14 protein-coding genes are annotated in these 16,049 nt (G+C 71.1%); 8 read left to right on the plus strand and 6 right to left on the minus strand.

Going from position 1 to position 16,049, the window contains the following annotated elements; all coding sequences use genetic code 11:
- Positions 1 to 117 precede the first annotated feature (117 nt).
- The gene (locus DSC45_RS26425; protein WP_119294445.1) at positions 118 to 1,059 is read right to left on the minus strand and encodes a class I SAM-dependent methyltransferase; all 942 of its coding nucleotides are present in this window, start codon (positions 1,057 to 1,059) and stop codon (positions 118 to 120) included.
- Between the two features lie 112 nt (positions 1,060 to 1,171).
- On the minus strand, positions 1,172 to 1,477 hold the full coding sequence (locus DSC45_RS26430; protein WP_119294446.1) for a 4a-hydroxytetrahydrobiopterin dehydratase: 306 nt from the start codon (positions 1,475 to 1,477) through the stop codon (positions 1,172 to 1,174).
- 143 nt (positions 1,478 to 1,620) lie between these two features.
- On the opposite strand from DSC45_RS26430, the gene DSC45_RS26435 reads away from it, so the two are divergent.
- On the plus strand, positions 1,621 to 2,421 hold the full coding sequence (locus DSC45_RS26435) for a helix-turn-helix domain-containing protein (protein WP_119294447.1): 801 nt from the start codon (positions 1,621 to 1,623) through the stop codon (positions 2,419 to 2,421).
- Positions 2,422 to 2,441: 20 nt separating this feature from the next.
- Here DSC45_RS26435 and DSC45_RS26440 read toward each other — a convergent pair whose 3' ends face one another.
- Positions 2,442 to 2,858, minus strand: coding sequence for a hypothetical protein (locus tag DSC45_RS26440; RefSeq protein ID WP_119294519.1), 417 nt, complete (start codon positions 2,856 to 2,858; stop codon positions 2,442 to 2,444).
- A gap of 312 nt (positions 2,859 to 3,170) precedes the next feature.
- On the opposite strand from DSC45_RS26440, the gene DSC45_RS26445 reads away from it, so the two are divergent.
- Both DSC45_RS26445 and DSC45_RS26450 read left to right on the plus strand, forming a co-directional pair.
- Complete coding sequence (locus DSC45_RS26445; protein WP_119294520.1) at positions 3,171 to 3,983, plus strand: ABC transporter ATP-binding protein; 813 nt, start codon at positions 3,171 to 3,173, stop codon at positions 3,981 to 3,983.
- Entirely contained in the window at positions 3,980 to 6,550 is a 2,571-nt protein-coding gene (locus DSC45_RS26450) for an FtsX-like permease family protein (protein WP_119294448.1), read from the plus strand. The genes DSC45_RS26445 and DSC45_RS26450 overlap by 4 nt, the downstream gene beginning before the upstream one ends.
- Before the next feature lie 54 nt (positions 6,551 to 6,604).
- Here the strand turns inward: DSC45_RS26450 and DSC45_RS26455 are convergent, their stop codons facing one another.
- Complete coding sequence (locus tag DSC45_RS26455; protein ID WP_119294449.1) at positions 6,605 to 7,249, minus strand: LuxR C-terminal-related transcriptional regulator; 645 nt, start codon at positions 7,247 to 7,249, stop codon at positions 6,605 to 6,607.
- The gene (locus DSC45_RS26460) at positions 7,237 to 8,424 is read right to left on the minus strand and encodes a sensor histidine kinase (RefSeq protein ID WP_119294450.1); all 1,188 of its coding nucleotides are present in this window, start codon (positions 8,422 to 8,424) and stop codon (positions 7,237 to 7,239) included. The genes DSC45_RS26455 and DSC45_RS26460 overlap by 13 nt, the downstream gene beginning before the upstream one ends.
- 153 nt (positions 8,425 to 8,577) lie before the next feature.
- Between DSC45_RS26460 and DSC45_RS35885 the strand changes: the two genes are divergently transcribed.
- From DSC45_RS35885 to narI, 5 genes are all read left to right on the plus strand, one after another.
- A complete protein-coding gene (locus DSC45_RS35885; RefSeq protein WP_162929353.1) occupies positions 8,578 to 8,751 on the plus strand; it encodes a hypothetical protein in 174 nt (57 codons plus the stop codon).
- 123 nt (positions 8,752 to 8,874) lie between these two features.
- Entirely contained in the window at positions 8,875 to 12,558 is a 3,684-nt protein-coding gene (locus DSC45_RS26465; RefSeq protein WP_119294451.1) for a nitrate reductase subunit alpha, read from the plus strand.
- Positions 12,559 to 12,578: 20 nt separating this feature from the next.
- Positions 12,579 to 14,195, plus strand: coding sequence for a nitrate reductase subunit beta (gene narH, locus DSC45_RS26470; RefSeq protein WP_119294452.1), 1,617 nt, complete (start codon positions 12,579 to 12,581; stop codon positions 14,193 to 14,195).
- Positions 14,192 to 14,803, plus strand: a complete 612-nt coding sequence (narJ, locus tag DSC45_RS26475; RefSeq protein ID WP_119294453.1) for a nitrate reductase molybdenum cofactor assembly chaperone — start codon at positions 14,192 to 14,194, stop codon at positions 14,801 to 14,803. Before narH ends, narJ begins: the two co-directional genes overlap by 4 nt.
- Entirely contained in the window at positions 14,800 to 15,525 is a 726-nt protein-coding gene (narI, locus tag DSC45_RS26480; RefSeq protein WP_119294454.1) for a respiratory nitrate reductase subunit gamma, read from the plus strand. Before narJ ends, narI begins: the two co-directional genes overlap by 4 nt.
- 64 nt (positions 15,526 to 15,589) lie before the next feature.
- Here the strand turns inward: narI and DSC45_RS26485 are convergent, their stop codons facing one another.
- Positions 15,590 to 16,015, minus strand: a complete 426-nt coding sequence (locus DSC45_RS26485; protein WP_119294455.1) for an OsmC family protein — start codon at positions 16,013 to 16,015, stop codon at positions 15,590 to 15,592.
- Between the last annotated feature and the right edge of the window lie 34 nt (positions 16,016 to 16,049).

Here is a 16,049-nt window from a genome sequence, read left to right on the forward strand (position 1 = left end):
CCGGCAACGGCGCACCCGGCCCCCTCGGGCATGTCCGGAAAGTCGCGCACGGCACCCACGGCACTCACGGCACCCGGCACGCACCAGCCGTGTGAACACCCCTCCAGGGCGATGCACCTAACGCACAGCGAAATGCACCGTCTGCGCATCCAGCACGAACAGATCGCCCCGCCGATACAGGCTCTCGGGATCCGCAGGATCCAACAGCCGGTCCAGCGCCCGCACATCGTCCTCCGCAAGCCCCTGCGCCAACCCACTCCGCATCCGCGCAACCGTCGCCACGACATGCTCACGCCCCACATCCGACAACGGCGCCGGCAGATCGAGCAGATACGTACGCGACCCCGCATGCCGCAGCCCCGCCTGCGCGAGCAGTGCGGACCAGTCCTCGGTCTCCTCCTTCGCCCCGGGCAGCCCCGCCCGCATCTCCTCGAACCACTCCGCGTGCAGTGCGTCCATCCGCGCCTGGAGCCCGGGCCGGCCGAACCCGAACTGGCGTGGGAGATACCGTGCGGGAAGCCCGCCCTCGAGCAGGACCAGCACACCACCGGGCGCCATCCGACGCGCGAACTCCCCGAGTGCGGCGCCCTGGTCTCCGAGATGATGCAGCGCCTGCCCGAGCCAGACCACGTCGGCGTCGGTCATGTCACCGAGTCCGTCGGGGAGTTCGGCGCGCAGGGTGGTCAACCGGTCATCCACGCCCAGCCGTTCGGCCCGCGTACGCGCACGCCGCAGGAGATCGGGCGCCTCGTCGACGGCCGTCACCGCGGCGTCGGGAAACGCTTCGGCGAGCAGCGTGGAGATCACGCCGGGCCCACTGCCCGCATCGACCACCCGGCCTGGCTCACCGATCAGCTTCGCCAGGTCGTCGACGATCTGCCGGTAGAGCGGCGTGTAGAGCTCGCCCCGCCGCTCCAGCATGTCCCCCATCGCGTCCCAGTCGACATCCGACCCACCGTGCCCGTGATCACCGCCCTGTGCGTGACCACCCCCGTGCGCATGGCCGCCGCCGTGCCCGTGCTCCGCCGCATGCCCCTGACCGTGCTGGTGGCCGCCCATGACCGTCCGCCTTCCGTCGCGCCGCTCGATTCGCCTCCACCCTCGGCCGCCACGCACGGAAGGGCAAGCCGGGTTGCCGTTCCAGCAAATGGAGCGGGGCGCGGCGGACAGGTCACTCGGCGCCGTGCGCCGAGGCGAGGAGCTGGATCCGGGCGGCGAGGTGGAAGTCCTTGGCCGTGACCGCGCCGCCCGCACTGTGGGTGTTCACCGCGATGCCGACCGTGTTGTAGCCCAGCGCCAGGTCGGAGTGGTGGTCGAGCTCGTCCTGCACCTGGGCGATGTGCATCACGAGGGCGGCCGCCGCGAAGTGCGAGCCGAGCCGGTACGTACGGGCGAGGCGGTCGCCCTCGTGGCTCCAGCCGGGCAGTTCGGTGAGACGGGTGGCGATGTCCTGCTGCGACAGCGGTTCGACCGGCATGGCCGCGCTCCTTCGATGCGTGGTACGGGTGGCACTCGCCCCTGGTCCGAGGGGCTCGCCACCAGATCCCGCGGGGCTCGCCCCCTGGTCCAAGCCTGCCACGCGACACGGCCGGACGCCCACCGATCGGATACCGTTCCCGCATGACAACTGGCGCGCCGGGCAAGGGAGTAGGCCCCCTCCTGCGGGGCTGGCGCGAGCAGCGCCGGATCAGCCAGCTGGACCTGGCGCTGCGCGCCGACTCCTCGGCCCGCCACATCAGTTTCGTCGAGACGGGCCGGTCGCGCCCGAGCGAGGACTTCCTGCTGCGCCTCGCGGAGCACCTCGACGTGCCCGTACGGGAGCAGAATGCCCTGCTGCTCGCCGCGGGGTACGCCCCGAGGTTCCCCGAGACCCCGCTCGACGATCCCGCGCTCGACACGCTCAGGGAAGCGATCGAACAGCTCCTGCAGGGCTACGAGCCGTATCCGGCGCTCGTGGTGGACGCCACGTATCAGGTGATCGCCGCGAACCGGGCGATCATGCTGCTCCTGGACGGCCTGCCCGAGCATCTGCTCGAGCCGCCCGTCAACGCGATGCGACTGACCCTGCACCCGGAAGGGCTCGCTCCGCGGATCCGCAATCTGGCCGAGTGGCGGGGACATCTACTGCATCAGATGGACCGGCAGATCGCCCTGCAGCGTTCGGACGCGTTGCGGGCCTTGCACGACGAGGTCGCCGCCTATCCCGTGGCCGACCCCGGAGGGTCGCCGGAGGACGCGGGGCCGGTGCCGCACTTCGCGCTGCCGCTGCGCATCGAGCACGGTGGGCAGTTGCTCTCGTTCGTGTCGTCGATCTCCACCTTCAACACACCGATGGATGTGACGGTCGCCGAGCTGGCCATCGAGACACTGCTCCCGGCCGACCCGGCGACGGTCAAGTACCTGAACTCACTGGCGGGTTGAGCTGGTACGACGCCGCGAGCTCAGAGCTTGCGGGCGCGTAGTGCCAGGTACTGCAGGCCCGCGAACCCGGCCACCACGAGCGCCTGCAGCGGGATCCACACGGCCCCGGCGGTGGACGGCGAGAGCCAGGCGACGAGCGCAATGAGGCTGAGTACGGACCAGGCCAGGTTCACCTCGACGACCGCGCGCACGGGCAGGGCCGGCGGGTCGGTGCGCCGGGCGAGCAGACCGACGGCCGCCGCGTAGGCGATGAGTCCGATGCCGAGCGCGAGCAGCAGCGCGCCGTCCACGCCGAGCAGGCGGCCGAGCGGACCGGACAGGGCGACATAGGCCAGCCCGTTGACGGACGTCACCGCGGCGTCCGCGGCGAGGAAGCGGCGCAGGGCGATCCGCGGCTCGGCAGTACGGGCGATTCCGGTGAGTTGATACGTCGACATGGTGACCTCCGCGATGAGTCGGTGCACTGCACGGGCGAGGTGGGCCGGACACCGGGGCGGAGTGCGCCGCCCCGGGGCCCGGTGCGTACCACCGTGCCGGGTCCGTCACCACGGGTCGATTACGTCGGAGGTAAAGGGCGTGAGGGCGCAGGGCACCGCGAGGGCGCGGCGGTGGAGCTGGCTCCACCTCGGGGACGGGTATCTGCGCCCTCGTGATCGACTCCGCGGATTTCTAGCGTGAGGAGGAAGTCCCGGGTGCTCCGGGGCAGTTCCCGGGCACCTGGCCCGGGGGCGACACGAAGGGGCGTGAAGATGTTCTGGCGTCGCGATGCTGCTCGGACTGCCGGGGGAGGTGGCTCGGCGGGCACGGTCCTGGCCGAGCCGGCCCCGGCTCTGGCACTGGACGGGGTGAGCCGCGCCTACCGCGGCGGGGTGACCGCGCTCGACGCGGTGAACCTGCGGGTGCCGGGCGGCCGGATGGTGGCCGTCCTCGGCCGCTCCGGTTCCGGCAAGTCGACACTGCTGCAGTGCGCCGCGGGACTCGACCGGCCGACGGCGGGGACGGTGCGGATCGGCGGTACGAAGCTGGCGGGCCTCGGCGAGGCGGCACTCACGCGGCTGCGCCGTGACCGGATCGGTTTCGTGTTCCAGTCCCTGAATCTGGTGCCGTCGCTGAGCGTCCTGGAGAACGCCTCGCTGCCCCTGCTGCTCGCGGGCGACGCGGGAACGGCTCGCGGGTCGGACAGTCCGGACCACGAGCGCCGGGCGCGGGCAGCGCTCGCGGCGGTGGGTCTGGCGGACCGCGCGGACGACCGCCCTTCGCAGCTCTCCGGCGGTCAGCAACAGCGGGTGGCGGTCGCCAGAGCGCTCGTCACCGAGCCGGACGTGGTCTTCGCCGACGAGCCCACGGGCGCCCTCGACCCCGTCACCGCAGCCGAGGTCCTGGCGCTGCTGCGCCGCGCGGCCGACGCGGGGCGCACGGTCGTGATGGTGACGCACGACCCGGTCGCTGCGGCCTGGGCGGACGAGGCGGTGTTCCTGCACGCGGGCCGGGTCGTGGCCCGCACCGACGACCCGGAGGCCGGCGAAGTACGCCGCCTGCTGCACGAGTGGAGCCGGCTGTGAGCGCCGCGCCCGGTGTGGCGCTGATCGCCGCACGGTCGCTGCGGACGCACCGCAAGGCATGGGCCGCGGTGGTCGCGGCCCTCGCCCTGGCCTCGCTGCTGCTCGGCACCTTCGCCCTGGTGGTCGGCGCCACGGCGCTCGGCCATGCGCGCGTGGAACGGTATGCGGGCGCCGATGCGGTGGTGGCGGCCGACCAGACGACGCGCTACCGGGCGAAGCCCTGGGGCAGCGACCCGCAGACGGCCGAGTCCGCACTCACGGAGCGGATCGGGGTGCCGTGGCGCGTGGTCGGCGTACTCGAAGCGGTGGACGGCGTACGGGCGGCGGTGCCCGACAGCACGTTCCCGGTGACGGCCGAGCGCGGTGAGCGGACGGCGCTCACGGGCAGCTCCTGGGACGCGGCCGGCCTCGCACCGTACGCACTGGACGCGGGCCGGGAGCCGCGTACGGCGGGTGAGGTGGTGATGCCGGACGGACGAGAGGCGTCTGCGGGCGACCGGGTGAGGCTGCGCACGGGCGGGGTGGCGCGTACGTACACCGTGGTGGGTGTCGCCGGGAGCACGGACGCGGTGCACTTCACGGCGGACACCGCACGGCGGCTCTCCGGGCATCCGGGGACGGCGGACGCCATCGGTCTGGTCGCCGAACCGGGTGTCGGAGCGGGCGAGTTGCACTCCCGGGTGCGGGAGGCACTCGACGCCGCGAAGGCACGTGACGCGCGGGCGCAGGTGCGGGCGGCCGACGACGTCACCGCGCTGCGGGTGTTCACCGGCGACGGGCGGGGTTCCGCGGAGCAGTTGGCGGCGGCCCCGGCGCGGTCCGCGCTCCTGGAGATGTGCGGGGCGATCGCGGGAACGCTGGTGCTCATCGCCGTCCTGATCGTCGCGTCCCTGGTCGCACAGGCGCTACGCCAGCGGTCCGGCGAGCTGGCGCTGCTGCGGGCCGTAGGCGCCTCCCCGCGTCAGCTCAGGGCCGCCGTCGGCCGGGAGGTGGTGCGGGTTGCGTTGTGGCCGGCGTTGCTCGGCGCGGCATGCTCGGTACCGGCCTGCTTCGGCCTGCTGGCGTTGCTGCGCTCCGGCGGCGCGCTGCCGTCAGGCTTCGAACCGGCCACACCTGCCTGGTTGTTCACCGCGGTTCTGGTCACGGCGGGCCTGACGGTGGGCATCGCACGGCTGACCGCGTTCCTCGGCTGCGGGCCGGTCGCACGGGCACGGCCCGCCGAGGCACTGGGGCAGACCGCGGCCGAGCCTCGTCAAGAGCGGCCGGCCCGGCGCATCACGGGTCTGGCCCTGCTCGCACTCGGCATCAGCGCGGCCGGTACCGCGACGCTGCAGAGCGGCACGGTGGCGGCCGCGGCCGCCAGTACGGCGGCACTGACCATGGTCATCGGCAGTGCGGTGCTCGGTCCGTGGATCGCCCGCGGGGCGACCCGGGTGGCGGCGGTGCCGCTGCGGCGCTTCGGCGGGCCCACGGGCCGGCTCGCGGCGGCCGAGTGCGCCGCCGGCGCCCGCCGTCTCGGCGCGGCGATCACCCCCGTCATTCTGGTCACCGCCTTCGTGCTGGTACAGCTCGCGTCGGGCGCCACGATGACGCGGGCCGGCGATGAGCAGGCGGAGGCGGCGATGCGTGCCGACCTGGCGCTGACGGCGACGGGCGACGGACTGCCGTCCGCCACCCTGGAGCGGATCCGCGGAACACCCGGCGTGGCCGCCGTGAACGACGTGCTGCGCAGCACCGTGGTCCTGGCGGACCGCGAGACGGGCTCGCCGCGACTCGAGCGTCTGCCGGTCATCGGAATCACACCTGACGCCCTACCTCGCACTCTCGATCCGGGCACCGACGAAGGGTCGCTGTCGCAGCTCGGTGCCGGAACGGTGTCGGTGGGCCGGGACCGCGCCCGGTCCATGGATCTCCACCCGGGCGACCGGGTCCGGATCCGCTTCGGTGACGGCACCGAGCGCTCGCCGCGCATCGTCGCCGTACACGAACGCTCCCTGGCCCTCGGCGACTTCATCCTTCCCCGCGACGATCTCGCCTCGCACATGAGCCAACCGCGCAGCACGGAGGCGCTGATCGCGGCAGCCCCCGGCACCGATCCGGCAGCTCTGCGCCACCACCTCGCCGAAGTAGCAGAGTCGGCCGGTTCGAGCGGGGTGACGGTACGTCAACACCCCGCCCCCGTGCGGCTCGTGGTCGAGGACCAGCGCGCCGGGGAGATCCTCGTCGGCGTCGCGGTGACGGCGATCGGCACGTTCACCGTGATCGCGGTACTGAGCACCCTGACGTTGATCGGGATCGGGCGGCGGCCCGCCCTGCGACTGCTGCGGCTGGTCGGCGCGGGGCGCACCCAGCTGCGCGGGATGCTGCGTGCCGAGGCCGCGCTGATCGCCGCCACCGGACTCGTGGTGGGCGCGGGAGTGGCGGCCGTACCGCTGCTCGCATTCAGCTTCGCAACGGCTCGTACGGTCCCGTATCTTCCCCCGCTCCAGGGGCTGTTGATCGTGGCGGTGGTCGCGGTGACGACGCTGGCGGGGACCCTGGCACCGGCCCGCAGGGCGGTGCGCTGACCGACCGGCACGCTGAGGCCGGGCCCCGGGCTATGCGTCGACCGGGGCCCGGCCTCAGGCGTTGAGATACGCGAGTACCGCCCGCACCCTGCGGTGGCCGCTGTCACTGGGCGGCAGTTCGAGCTTGGTGAAGACGTTGCCGATGTGCTTGTGCACCGAACGCTCTGTCACCACAAGGGACTTGGCGATGGTCGCATTGTCGTGCCCCTCGGCCATCAGCTGCAGCACCTCGCGCTCGCGAGGAGTGAGCGTGCCGAGCGGGTCGTCGCGCCGCCGGCGCGACATCAGCTCGGTGACCACCTCGGGATCGAGCGCCGTGCCCCCGTCGGCCACCCGTCCGAGCGCGTCGAGGAACTCGTCGACCCGCCCCACCCGGTCCTTGAGTAGATAGCCGACACCGCGCGCACCGCCACCGAGGAGTTCGGCGGCGTAGGTCTCCTCGACGTACTGGGAGAGCACGAGGACCGGCAGTCCCGGCAGTTGCTCGCGGGCGTCGAGCGCGGCCCTGAGTCCCTCGTCGCGGAACCCGGGCGGCATCCGTACGTCCAGGACCGCCGCGTCCGGCCGCTGCTCGATGAGGAGCGGCAGGATCTCGGGCCCGGTCGCGGCCACGCCCGCCACCTCGTGGCCGGAGGAACGCAGCAGCAGGACCAGGCCCTCTCTCAGCAGGGCATTGTCCTCGGCGATCACCACGCGCACGGCAACTCCACTTCGATCTCGGTAGGGCCACCGACGGGACTTGTCACCCGCACGGTTCCGTCCAGGGCGGCGACCCGCCGCCGGATGCCGAACAAGCCGGTGCCCAGGGGTTGTTCGGGGTCGGCAGGGGATCCGGTGAGGGCCGTCTCGGCGCCGCCGCAGCCCTCGTCTCGTACGAGCACCTTCAGCAGACGCGGGGTCCGGTCGAGAGTGACCGAGGCCCGTTCGGCGCCGCTGTGCTTGGCCGCGTTGGTGAGCGCCTCCGCCACGGCGAAGTACGCGGCGGCCTCCACGGCGGCCGGTGCGCGCGGTCCTTCGGCGGCATCGACGGCGGTGACCTCCACGTCCAGACCGCTGCTCGCGGCGAGGGCCCGTACGGCGCCGTCGAGACCTCGGTCGGTGAGCACCGGCGGATGGATGCCGCGGACCACGTGCCGCAGCTCGGCGAGGGCTTCCTCGGCCTGGTCCTGTGCCTCGTCGAGCAGGGCGCGCGCGGTGACCGGGTTCTGGTCGTAGGCCCGCTTGGCCAGTCCGATCCGCATGGACAGGGAAACGAGCCGGGCCTGCGCACCGTCGTGCAGATCGCGTTCGATGCGGCGCAGCTCGGCTCCGTGGGCGGCGACCGCGCCCGCCCTGGTCTCGGCGAGCTCCTCGACCCGGCGGGCGAGACCCGCACTGTCCGTAGGAGTCAGCAGCGCCCGCGACCAGCCGCACTCGAGGTCGGCGAGCACGCTCAGTACGGGCAGTACGACCGGTCGCCGCCGGCACACCCCGCACCAGATGCCGTCGATCAGCAGCCCCGGCACCCAGACGATCAGTGCGATGTAGAACAGGACGAGTCCGTAAAGGAGTTGGGCCACCACCCAGCGCAAGTCGCGGTAAGTGCTGGGGTCGGTGGTGGCGTTCCGCAGTCGTTCGACGAGCGGTCCCGTCAGCGGCGGGTACGAGTCGTGGACCGGAGCTCCCGTCCACGCGGCCACCCGGCGCCGTTCGAAGCCGGCGAAGCGCCGCACCGTCATCACGGTCTCCGGCAGCATCCCCGCACCGACCACCAGGGCGGTCGCGGCCAGCCCCACGAGGATCAGCCCGAGCAGGACGTAGCACGCGCAGCTGAGTCCGAACCCGATGGCGAGATGCCGCGTCGCGCGCCCCGCCCTGCGTACCACCTCGTCCATGCCGATCAGCGTATGCGACCTGACCTGGGCAGCGGGGTGGAGCCTGCTACACCTTCGGTCGACGAGTGGGCGCCCTGCCGATGACGGAACCGGGCAGTGAGGATGGAGGCATCAGGACGCACCGCGTCGCCGCTCGCATCAAGGGAGTTCGCCATGAAGGCCCTGCTCTGGTTCGTGCTCGTCTGCTCGCTGGCATTCAACGTGTCCACCAGCTTCATGTGGTCCGGGGGGACGCAGGTGGCGTTCAGCGTGGTCTCGGGAGTGGTGTTCCTGGGTTCGGCGTTCTCGCTGTGGCTGCTGCGCGACAAGGAGCCCCGGAGCATCTGAGGCATCGGGGCGTCACCCGTGGGCCCGGGGCAACCCGTACGGCCCCCACGGACATGTGGCTCCCTCCCGGCGCACCTACCTTCGGGACATAGTGCCCGCGCGCCGACTCGAGGGAGCCGTCCGGTGACCGACCATGTGACCGAACCCGGGGCGGCGCTGCTACGCGCCGGCAAGTACTTCCGCCGGGGTACCGCCGCACCGGACATGCACAGCGTGCAGATCGAGGGCGGCCGGGCGGCGGACGCGTTCTACCGGGACCGGTGGAGTCACGACAAGGTCGTGAACTCCACGCACGGGGTGAACTGCACGGGCTCCTGTCGCTGGAAGGTGTACGTCAAGGACGGCATCATCACCTGGGAGACCCAGCAGACGGACTACCCGTCGGTGGGCCCCGACCGCCCCGAGTACGAGCCGCGCGGCTGCCCGCGCGGCGCCGCCTTCTCCTGGTACACGTACTCGCCGACCCGGGTGCGCTACCCCTACATCAGGGGCGTACTGCTCGAGATGTACCGGGAGGCGCGGCAGCGGCTCGGTGACCCGGTGCTGGCCTGGGCCGACATCCAGGGCGACCCGGAGCGCCGGCGCCGCTACCAGCAGGCCCGCGGCAAGGGCGGTCTGGTGCGCGCGACCTGGGACGAGTCCCTGGAGATCGTCGCCGCGGCGCATGTGCACACGATCGACAAGTACGGGCCCGACCGGGTCGCCGGCTTCTCCCCCATCCCCGCGATGTCGATGGTCTCGCACGCGGCGGGCGCACGGTTCATGAGTCTGATCGGTGCGCCGATGCTGTCGTTCTACGACTGGTACGCGGACCTGCCGGTCGCCTCGCCGCAGGTGTTCGGCGACCAGACCGATGTGCCGGAGTCCGGAGACTGGTGGGACGCCGCGTATCTGATGATGTGGGGCTCCAATGTCCCGGTCACCCGGACCCCGGACGCGCACTGGATGGCGGAGGCCCGCTACCGCGGCCAGAAGGTCGTGGTGGTCGCCCCCGACTACGCGGACAACGCCAAGTTCGCCGACGAGTGGCTGCATCCGCATCCCGGCACGGACGGCGCGCTCGCCATCGCGATGGGGCATGTGATCCTGCGCGAGTTCTTCGTGGAGAAGCAGTCCGCGTTCTTCTCGGACTACGTACGCAGATTCACCGACCTGCCGTTCCTGGTGACCCTGACCCGTCGGGACGGGGCGTGGGTGCCGCACAAGTTCCTGCGGGCGAGCGACGTCGGGGACGACTCCGAGGGCGCCGACTGGAAGACCGTGGTGCTCGACGACGTTACCGGCGAGCCGGTGGTGCCGAGCGGCTCTCTCGGCTTTCGCTGGACGGACTCGGGCAAGGGCAAGTGGAACCTGGACCTGGGCGACATCGAGCCGCGCCTCTCGCTGCAGGACAGCGAGGTGGCGGCCGGCGTGGAGGTGCTGCTCCCCCGGTTCGACACCGAGGGCGGCGAGCATGGGCAGGGCCGCGGCGAGGTACTGCGGCGCGGGGTGCCCGCCACCCGGCTCGGCGGCCAGGACGGACCGCTCGTCACCACCGTGTTCGACCTGCTGCTCGCGCAGTACGGGGTCGGGCGCGACGGTCTGCCCGGCGACTGGCCTTCCTCGTACGAGGACGTGGACGCTCCCGGTACGCCGGGCTGGCAGGAAGCGCTGACCTCGGTGCCGGCCGCGGCCGCGGTCCGGATCGCCCGGGAGTTCGCGGACACCGCGGAGCGGTCCGAGGGCCGCTGCATGATCCTGATGGGCGCCGGCACCAACCACTGGTTCCACTCGGAGACCATCTACCGCGCCTTCCTCGCCCTGCTCCAGCTCACCGGCTGCCAGGGCCGCAACGGCGGCGGCTGGGCGCACTACGTGGGCCAGGAGAAGTGCCGGCCGTCCACCGGCTGGGCCACCCTCGCGGGCGCGGGCGACTGGAGCCGGCCGCCACGGCAGATGATCGGCGCGGCGTATTGGTTCCTCAACACCGACCAGTGGCGCTACGACAAGTTCGGCGCCGACGTGCTGGCCTCGCCGCTCGGCGAGGGCCGCTTCGACGGCATGACCGGCGCGGACTGCCTCGCGCAGTCGGCGCGGATGGGCTGGATGCCCTCGTACCCGACGTTCGACCGCAATCCGCTCGATCTCGCCGAGAGTGCGGATCCGGTGGCGGACGCGGTGGAGCAACTCAAGGCGGGCAGCCTGAAGTTCGCGTGCGAGGATCCGGACGCGCCGGAGAACTGGCCGCGGGTGCTGACCCTGTGGCGGGCCAATCTGCTCGGTTCGTCGGCGAAGGGCGCCGAGTACTTCAGCCGCCATCTGCTCGGCACCCACTCCTCGTTGAACGCCCAGGAGGCGTCCGAGGACGAGCGGCCGCGCGATGTGAAGTGGCACGAGGAGGCGCCCGAGGGAAAGCTCGACCTGCTCCTGTCGCTCGACTTCCGGCAGACCTCCTCCACGCTCCTCTCGGACGTGGTGCTGCCGGCGGCCACCTGGTACGAGAAGCACGACCTGTCGTCGACCGACATGCACCCCTACGTGCACTCGTTCACGCCTGCCGTGGACCCGCCGTGGCAGGCGCGGACCGACTTCGACACCTTCCACGGCCTGGCCCAGCGATTCAGTGAACTCGCCGCCGGGCACCTGGACGTCCGCAAGGACCTGGTGGCCACGGCCCTGCAGCACGACACCCCGGGTGAGACGGCGCAGCCGGGCGGGGTGTGCCTGGACTGGAAGCGCGGCGACTGCGAACCGGTGCCGGGCCGCACGATGCCCAATCTGACGGTGGTGGAGCGCGACTACACGGCGATCGGCGCCAAGTTCGCGGCACTGGGCCCGCTCGCCGACAAGCTCGGCCTCCCGGTGAAGGGCATCTCGTTCCGCCCGGACGAGGAGGTCGCGGACCTGGCCCGGCGCAACGGCACCGCGCGCGGCGGTCCCGCCGACGGGCGGCCGCTCCTGGACACGGCCGTGAAGGCGGCCAATACGATCCTGGCGCTGTCCGGCACCACGAACGGGCGGCTCGCCACGCAGGGCTTCCACACTCTCGAGGAGCGCACCGGCCAGGAGATGGCTCATCTGGCCGCGGAGGCCGAGGGCAAGCGCGTCACGTACGCGGACACCCAGGCCGCACCGGTCCCGGTGATCACCTCACCGGAGTGGTCGGGCAGCGAGTCCGGCGGTCGCCGCTACACGGCGTTCACGCTCAATACCGAGCACCTCAAGCCGTGGCACACCCTCACCGGCCGCCAGCACTTCTTCCTCGACCACGACTGGATCCACGAGCTCGGCGAAGCGCTGCCGGTGTACCGGCCGCCGCTCGACATGCACCGTCTGTTCAACGAGCCGGTCCTCGGCCCGGACGGGGAGAAGCAGGTGACGGTCCGTTACCTCACCCCGCACAACAAGTGGTCCATCCACTCCGAGTACCAGGACAACCTCTTCATGCTGTCCCTGTCACGAGGCGGCCAGTGCATCTGGATGTCTCCGCAGGACGCCGATTCCATCGGGGTCAAGGACAACGACTGGATCGAGGCGGTCAACCGCAACGGTGTGGTGGTCGCCCGCGCGATCGTCTCGCACCGCATGCCGGCCGGCACGGTCTACATGCACCACGCCCAGGAACGCACGGTCAACGTGCCGAAGGCGGAGGCGACGGGCCGCCGCGGCGGCATCCACAACTCGCTGACGAGGGTCCTGATGAAACCCAGCCACCTCATCGGCGGCTACGCCCAACTGTCCTGGGCTTTCAACTACTTGGGGCCGACCGGTAACCAGCGCGACGAGGTGACCGTCATCCGCAGGCGTTCGCAGACAGTGTCCTACTAGAGCGGGGAGCAGCTCGAACTATGCGCGTCATGGCACAGATCGCGATGGTCATGAACCTCGACAAGTGCATCGGGTGCCACACCTGCTCGGTGACCTGCAAGCAGGCATGGACCAACCGCACCGGCATGGAGTACGTCTGGTTCAACAACGTGGAGACCCGCCCGGGTCAGGGCTATCCACGCCGCTACGAGGACCAGGAGCAGTGGAAGGGCGGCTGGACCCTCAACAAGCGCGGCGCCCTGAAACTCAAGAACGGCGGACGCTTCAAGAAGCTCGCCGGCATCTTCTCCAACCCGAAGCTGCCCGAGATCAAGGACTACTACGAGCCCTGGACGTACGAGTACAAGAACCTCACCGACGCCCCGCTCGGTGACGACTACCCGGTGGCCGAGCCGCGTTCGCTGATCAGCGGCAAGCCCATGAAGATCGAGTGGTCGTCGAACTGGGACGACAACCTGGGCGGCGCCACCGAGCACGGCGACCAGGACCCGATGGTGGAGAAGACCCGCCAACAGGCCGCGGACAAAGTGAAGTTCGCCTTCGAGCAGACCTTCATGTTCTATCTGCCGCGGATCTGCGAGCACTGCCTGAACCCGTCGTGCGTGGCGTCCTGCCCGTCGGGCGCGATGTACAAGCGCAGCGAGGACGGCATCGTCCTGGTCGACCAGGACCAGTGCCGCGGCTGGCGGATGTGCGTCACCGGATGCCCGTACAAGAAGGTCTACTTCAACCACCGCACCGGCAAGGCCGAGAAGTGCACGATGTGCTATCCGCGCGTCGAGGTCGGTCTGCCGACGGTGTGCTCGGAGACCTGCGTCGGCCGCCTGCGCTACCTCGGGGTGATCCTCTACGACGCCGACAAGGTCACCGAGGCGGCCTCCACGAAGGACGACAAGGCCCTGTACGAGGCCCAGTTGGGCGTGTTCCTCGACCCCGACGACCCCGAGGTGCGCCGCGAGGCCGAGCGGGCCGGGATCGCGCACGACTGGATCGAGGCCGCACGCCGCTCCCCGGTCCGTGCGCTGATCAGCACGTACAAGGTGGCGCTTCCGCTGCATCCGGAGTACCGGACGATGCCGATGGTCTGGTACATCCCGCCGCTGTCCCCGGTGGTCGACGCGCTCACCGATACGGGCTTCGACGGCGAGGAGGCGGGCAATCTCTTCGGCGCGATCGACACCCTGCGGATCCCGCTCGAGTACCTGGCGGAGATCTTCACGGCAGGTGATGTCGCGCCGGTCCGGTCCTCGTTGACGAAACTCGCCGCGATGCGTTCCCACATGCGGGCGGTGAACCTCGGCGAGGAACCCGATCCGGCGATCGCCGACTCGATCGGCATGGACGCCCGCACGATCGAGGAGATGTACCGGCTGCTCGCCATCGCCAAGTACGAGGACCGCTATGTGATCCCGACCGCGGCGGTCGGGGACGCACAGCGCCTGGAGGAGTCCGCGCTGCCGGACAGCTGCAGCCTCGACTTCGACGGCGGCCCCGGCATGGGCGGCGAGGGGCCGTTCGGCCAGGACTCCGGACGCAAGAACCTGCCCCTGGTGACGATCGAGAACTTCCACCGGCTGCGCGACAAGCAGACCGCCGACGACGAACCCAGCGTCGAGGAGATCAAGGAGGGCCCGTGACACGCAGAGGCACCGCCGAGGCGCACGCAGTCCTCCACCAGGCGGCGGCGCACTGCCTGACCTATCCCGACGACGCCTTCTGGTCGAACCTGCCGCTGGTACGCCGAGCAGTCCCACAACTGAGGGAGTTCACCGACTTCGCCGCCGAGGCGGGCCCCGGTAAACTGGCCGCCCACTACGTCCGCGTCTTCGACTTCAAGAACCGGCACAGCCTGTACCTGAGCTGGTGGCGCGACGGCGACACCCGGCGCCGCGGCATGACTCTGGTGCACTTCAAGGAGGTGTACCGCGAGCACGGTCTGGAGTTCACCGGCGAGGAGCTGCCGGACTTCCTGCCGGCGGTGCTCGAGTTCACCGCGCAGGCCGGGACGGCGCTCCTCCAGGAGTACCGGCCCGGTCTCGAACTCCTGCGCCTCGCCCTGACCGACCACGGCACCCCGTACGCCGGTGTGCTCGACGCGGTGTGCTCGACCCTGCCCGGGCCCTCGCCGAAGGACCGGGCCGAGGCGCACGCACTGGCCCGGGGCGGGCCGCCCCGCGAGGACGTCGGCCTCGAACCCTTCGGCGCCGCACGCCTGTTGCCCGTACTGACCGGAGAGAATTCATGAGGACGCTGCTCTGGGGCGTGCTGCCGTACGTCGCGGTGGCCCTGCTCATCGCGGGCACCGTGTGGCGCTACCGCTACGACAAGTTCGGCTGGACCACCCGCTCCTCGCAGGTGTACGAGTCGAAGCTCCTGAACATCGCCTCGCCGATGTTCCACTACGGGATGCTCTTCGTGCTCGTCGGCCATCTGATGGGCTTGTTCATCCCGGAGTCGTGGACGGACGCGGTGCGGCTCAAGGAGCACGCGTACCACATCATCTCGCTGTACGGCGGGACGGTGGCCGGAGTCCTCGCGGTGATCGGCATCGTGATGCTGATCTACCGGCGGCGCACCAAGGCTCCGGTGTTCCGCGCCACCACGGCGAACGACAAGCTGATGTACCTGGTCCTCTTCGCGTCCCTGGTGATGGGTATGTGGGCCAAGCTCACCAACTCGACGTTCGACCACGGCTACAACTACCGCGAATCCATTGCCCCTTGGGTGCGCAGCCTGTTCACGCTGCAGCCGAAGACGGAGCTGATGGTGGGGGTGCCGCTGACGTACCAGATCCATGTGGTGCTGGCACTCGTGCTCTTCGCCCTGATCCCGTTCACGCGCCTGGTCCACATGTTCAGCGCGCCGGTCCAGTACCTCTTCCGCCCGTACGTCGTCTACCGCAGCCGCGACGAGTCCCAGCTGGGGGCGCGTCCGGACCGGCGGGGCTGGGAGCGGACGGGGTCGTGACGCCCGCTGCCGTCGGAGGGGCTTGATACGAGGGCGCTTGTTCCAAGCCCCCGCCGACGCCGCGTCAGCTGAGCTTCGCGGAAAGCGTGATGTCCGTACCGGAGAGTGCCTGGCTGACCGGGCAGTTCGCCTTCGCGCCCTCGGCCGCCTCGAGGAACCCGTCCTCGTCGAGCCCGGGCACGTCGCCCTCCACGCTGAGGTGGATGCCCGTGATCCCCGTGCCGGGCTGAAGGGTCACCTCTGCCTGCGTGACCAGCTTGGTGGGCGGCGTCCCCGCCTTCGTGAGGCCGGCGGACAGTGCCATCGAGAAGCAGCTGGAGTGGGCGGCGGCGATCAGTTCCTCGGGGCTGGTCTTGCCGTTCGCCTCCTCCGCGCGCGAGGGCCAGGAGACGGGGAACTGGCCGACTCCGGAGGAGTCGAGCGCGACCTTCCCCTGGCCTTCCAGGAGGTTGCCGTTCCAGACGGTGTGCGCGGTGCGCGTGGTCGCCACGATGCAAGCCTTTCGTTCGATGGTCGTTCGCCGG

The sequence above is a fragment of the Streptomyces sp. YIM 130001 genome, from assembly GCF_003574445.1.
Classification (GTDB): domain Bacteria; phylum Actinomycetota; class Actinomycetes; order Streptomycetales; family Streptomycetaceae; genus Streptomyces.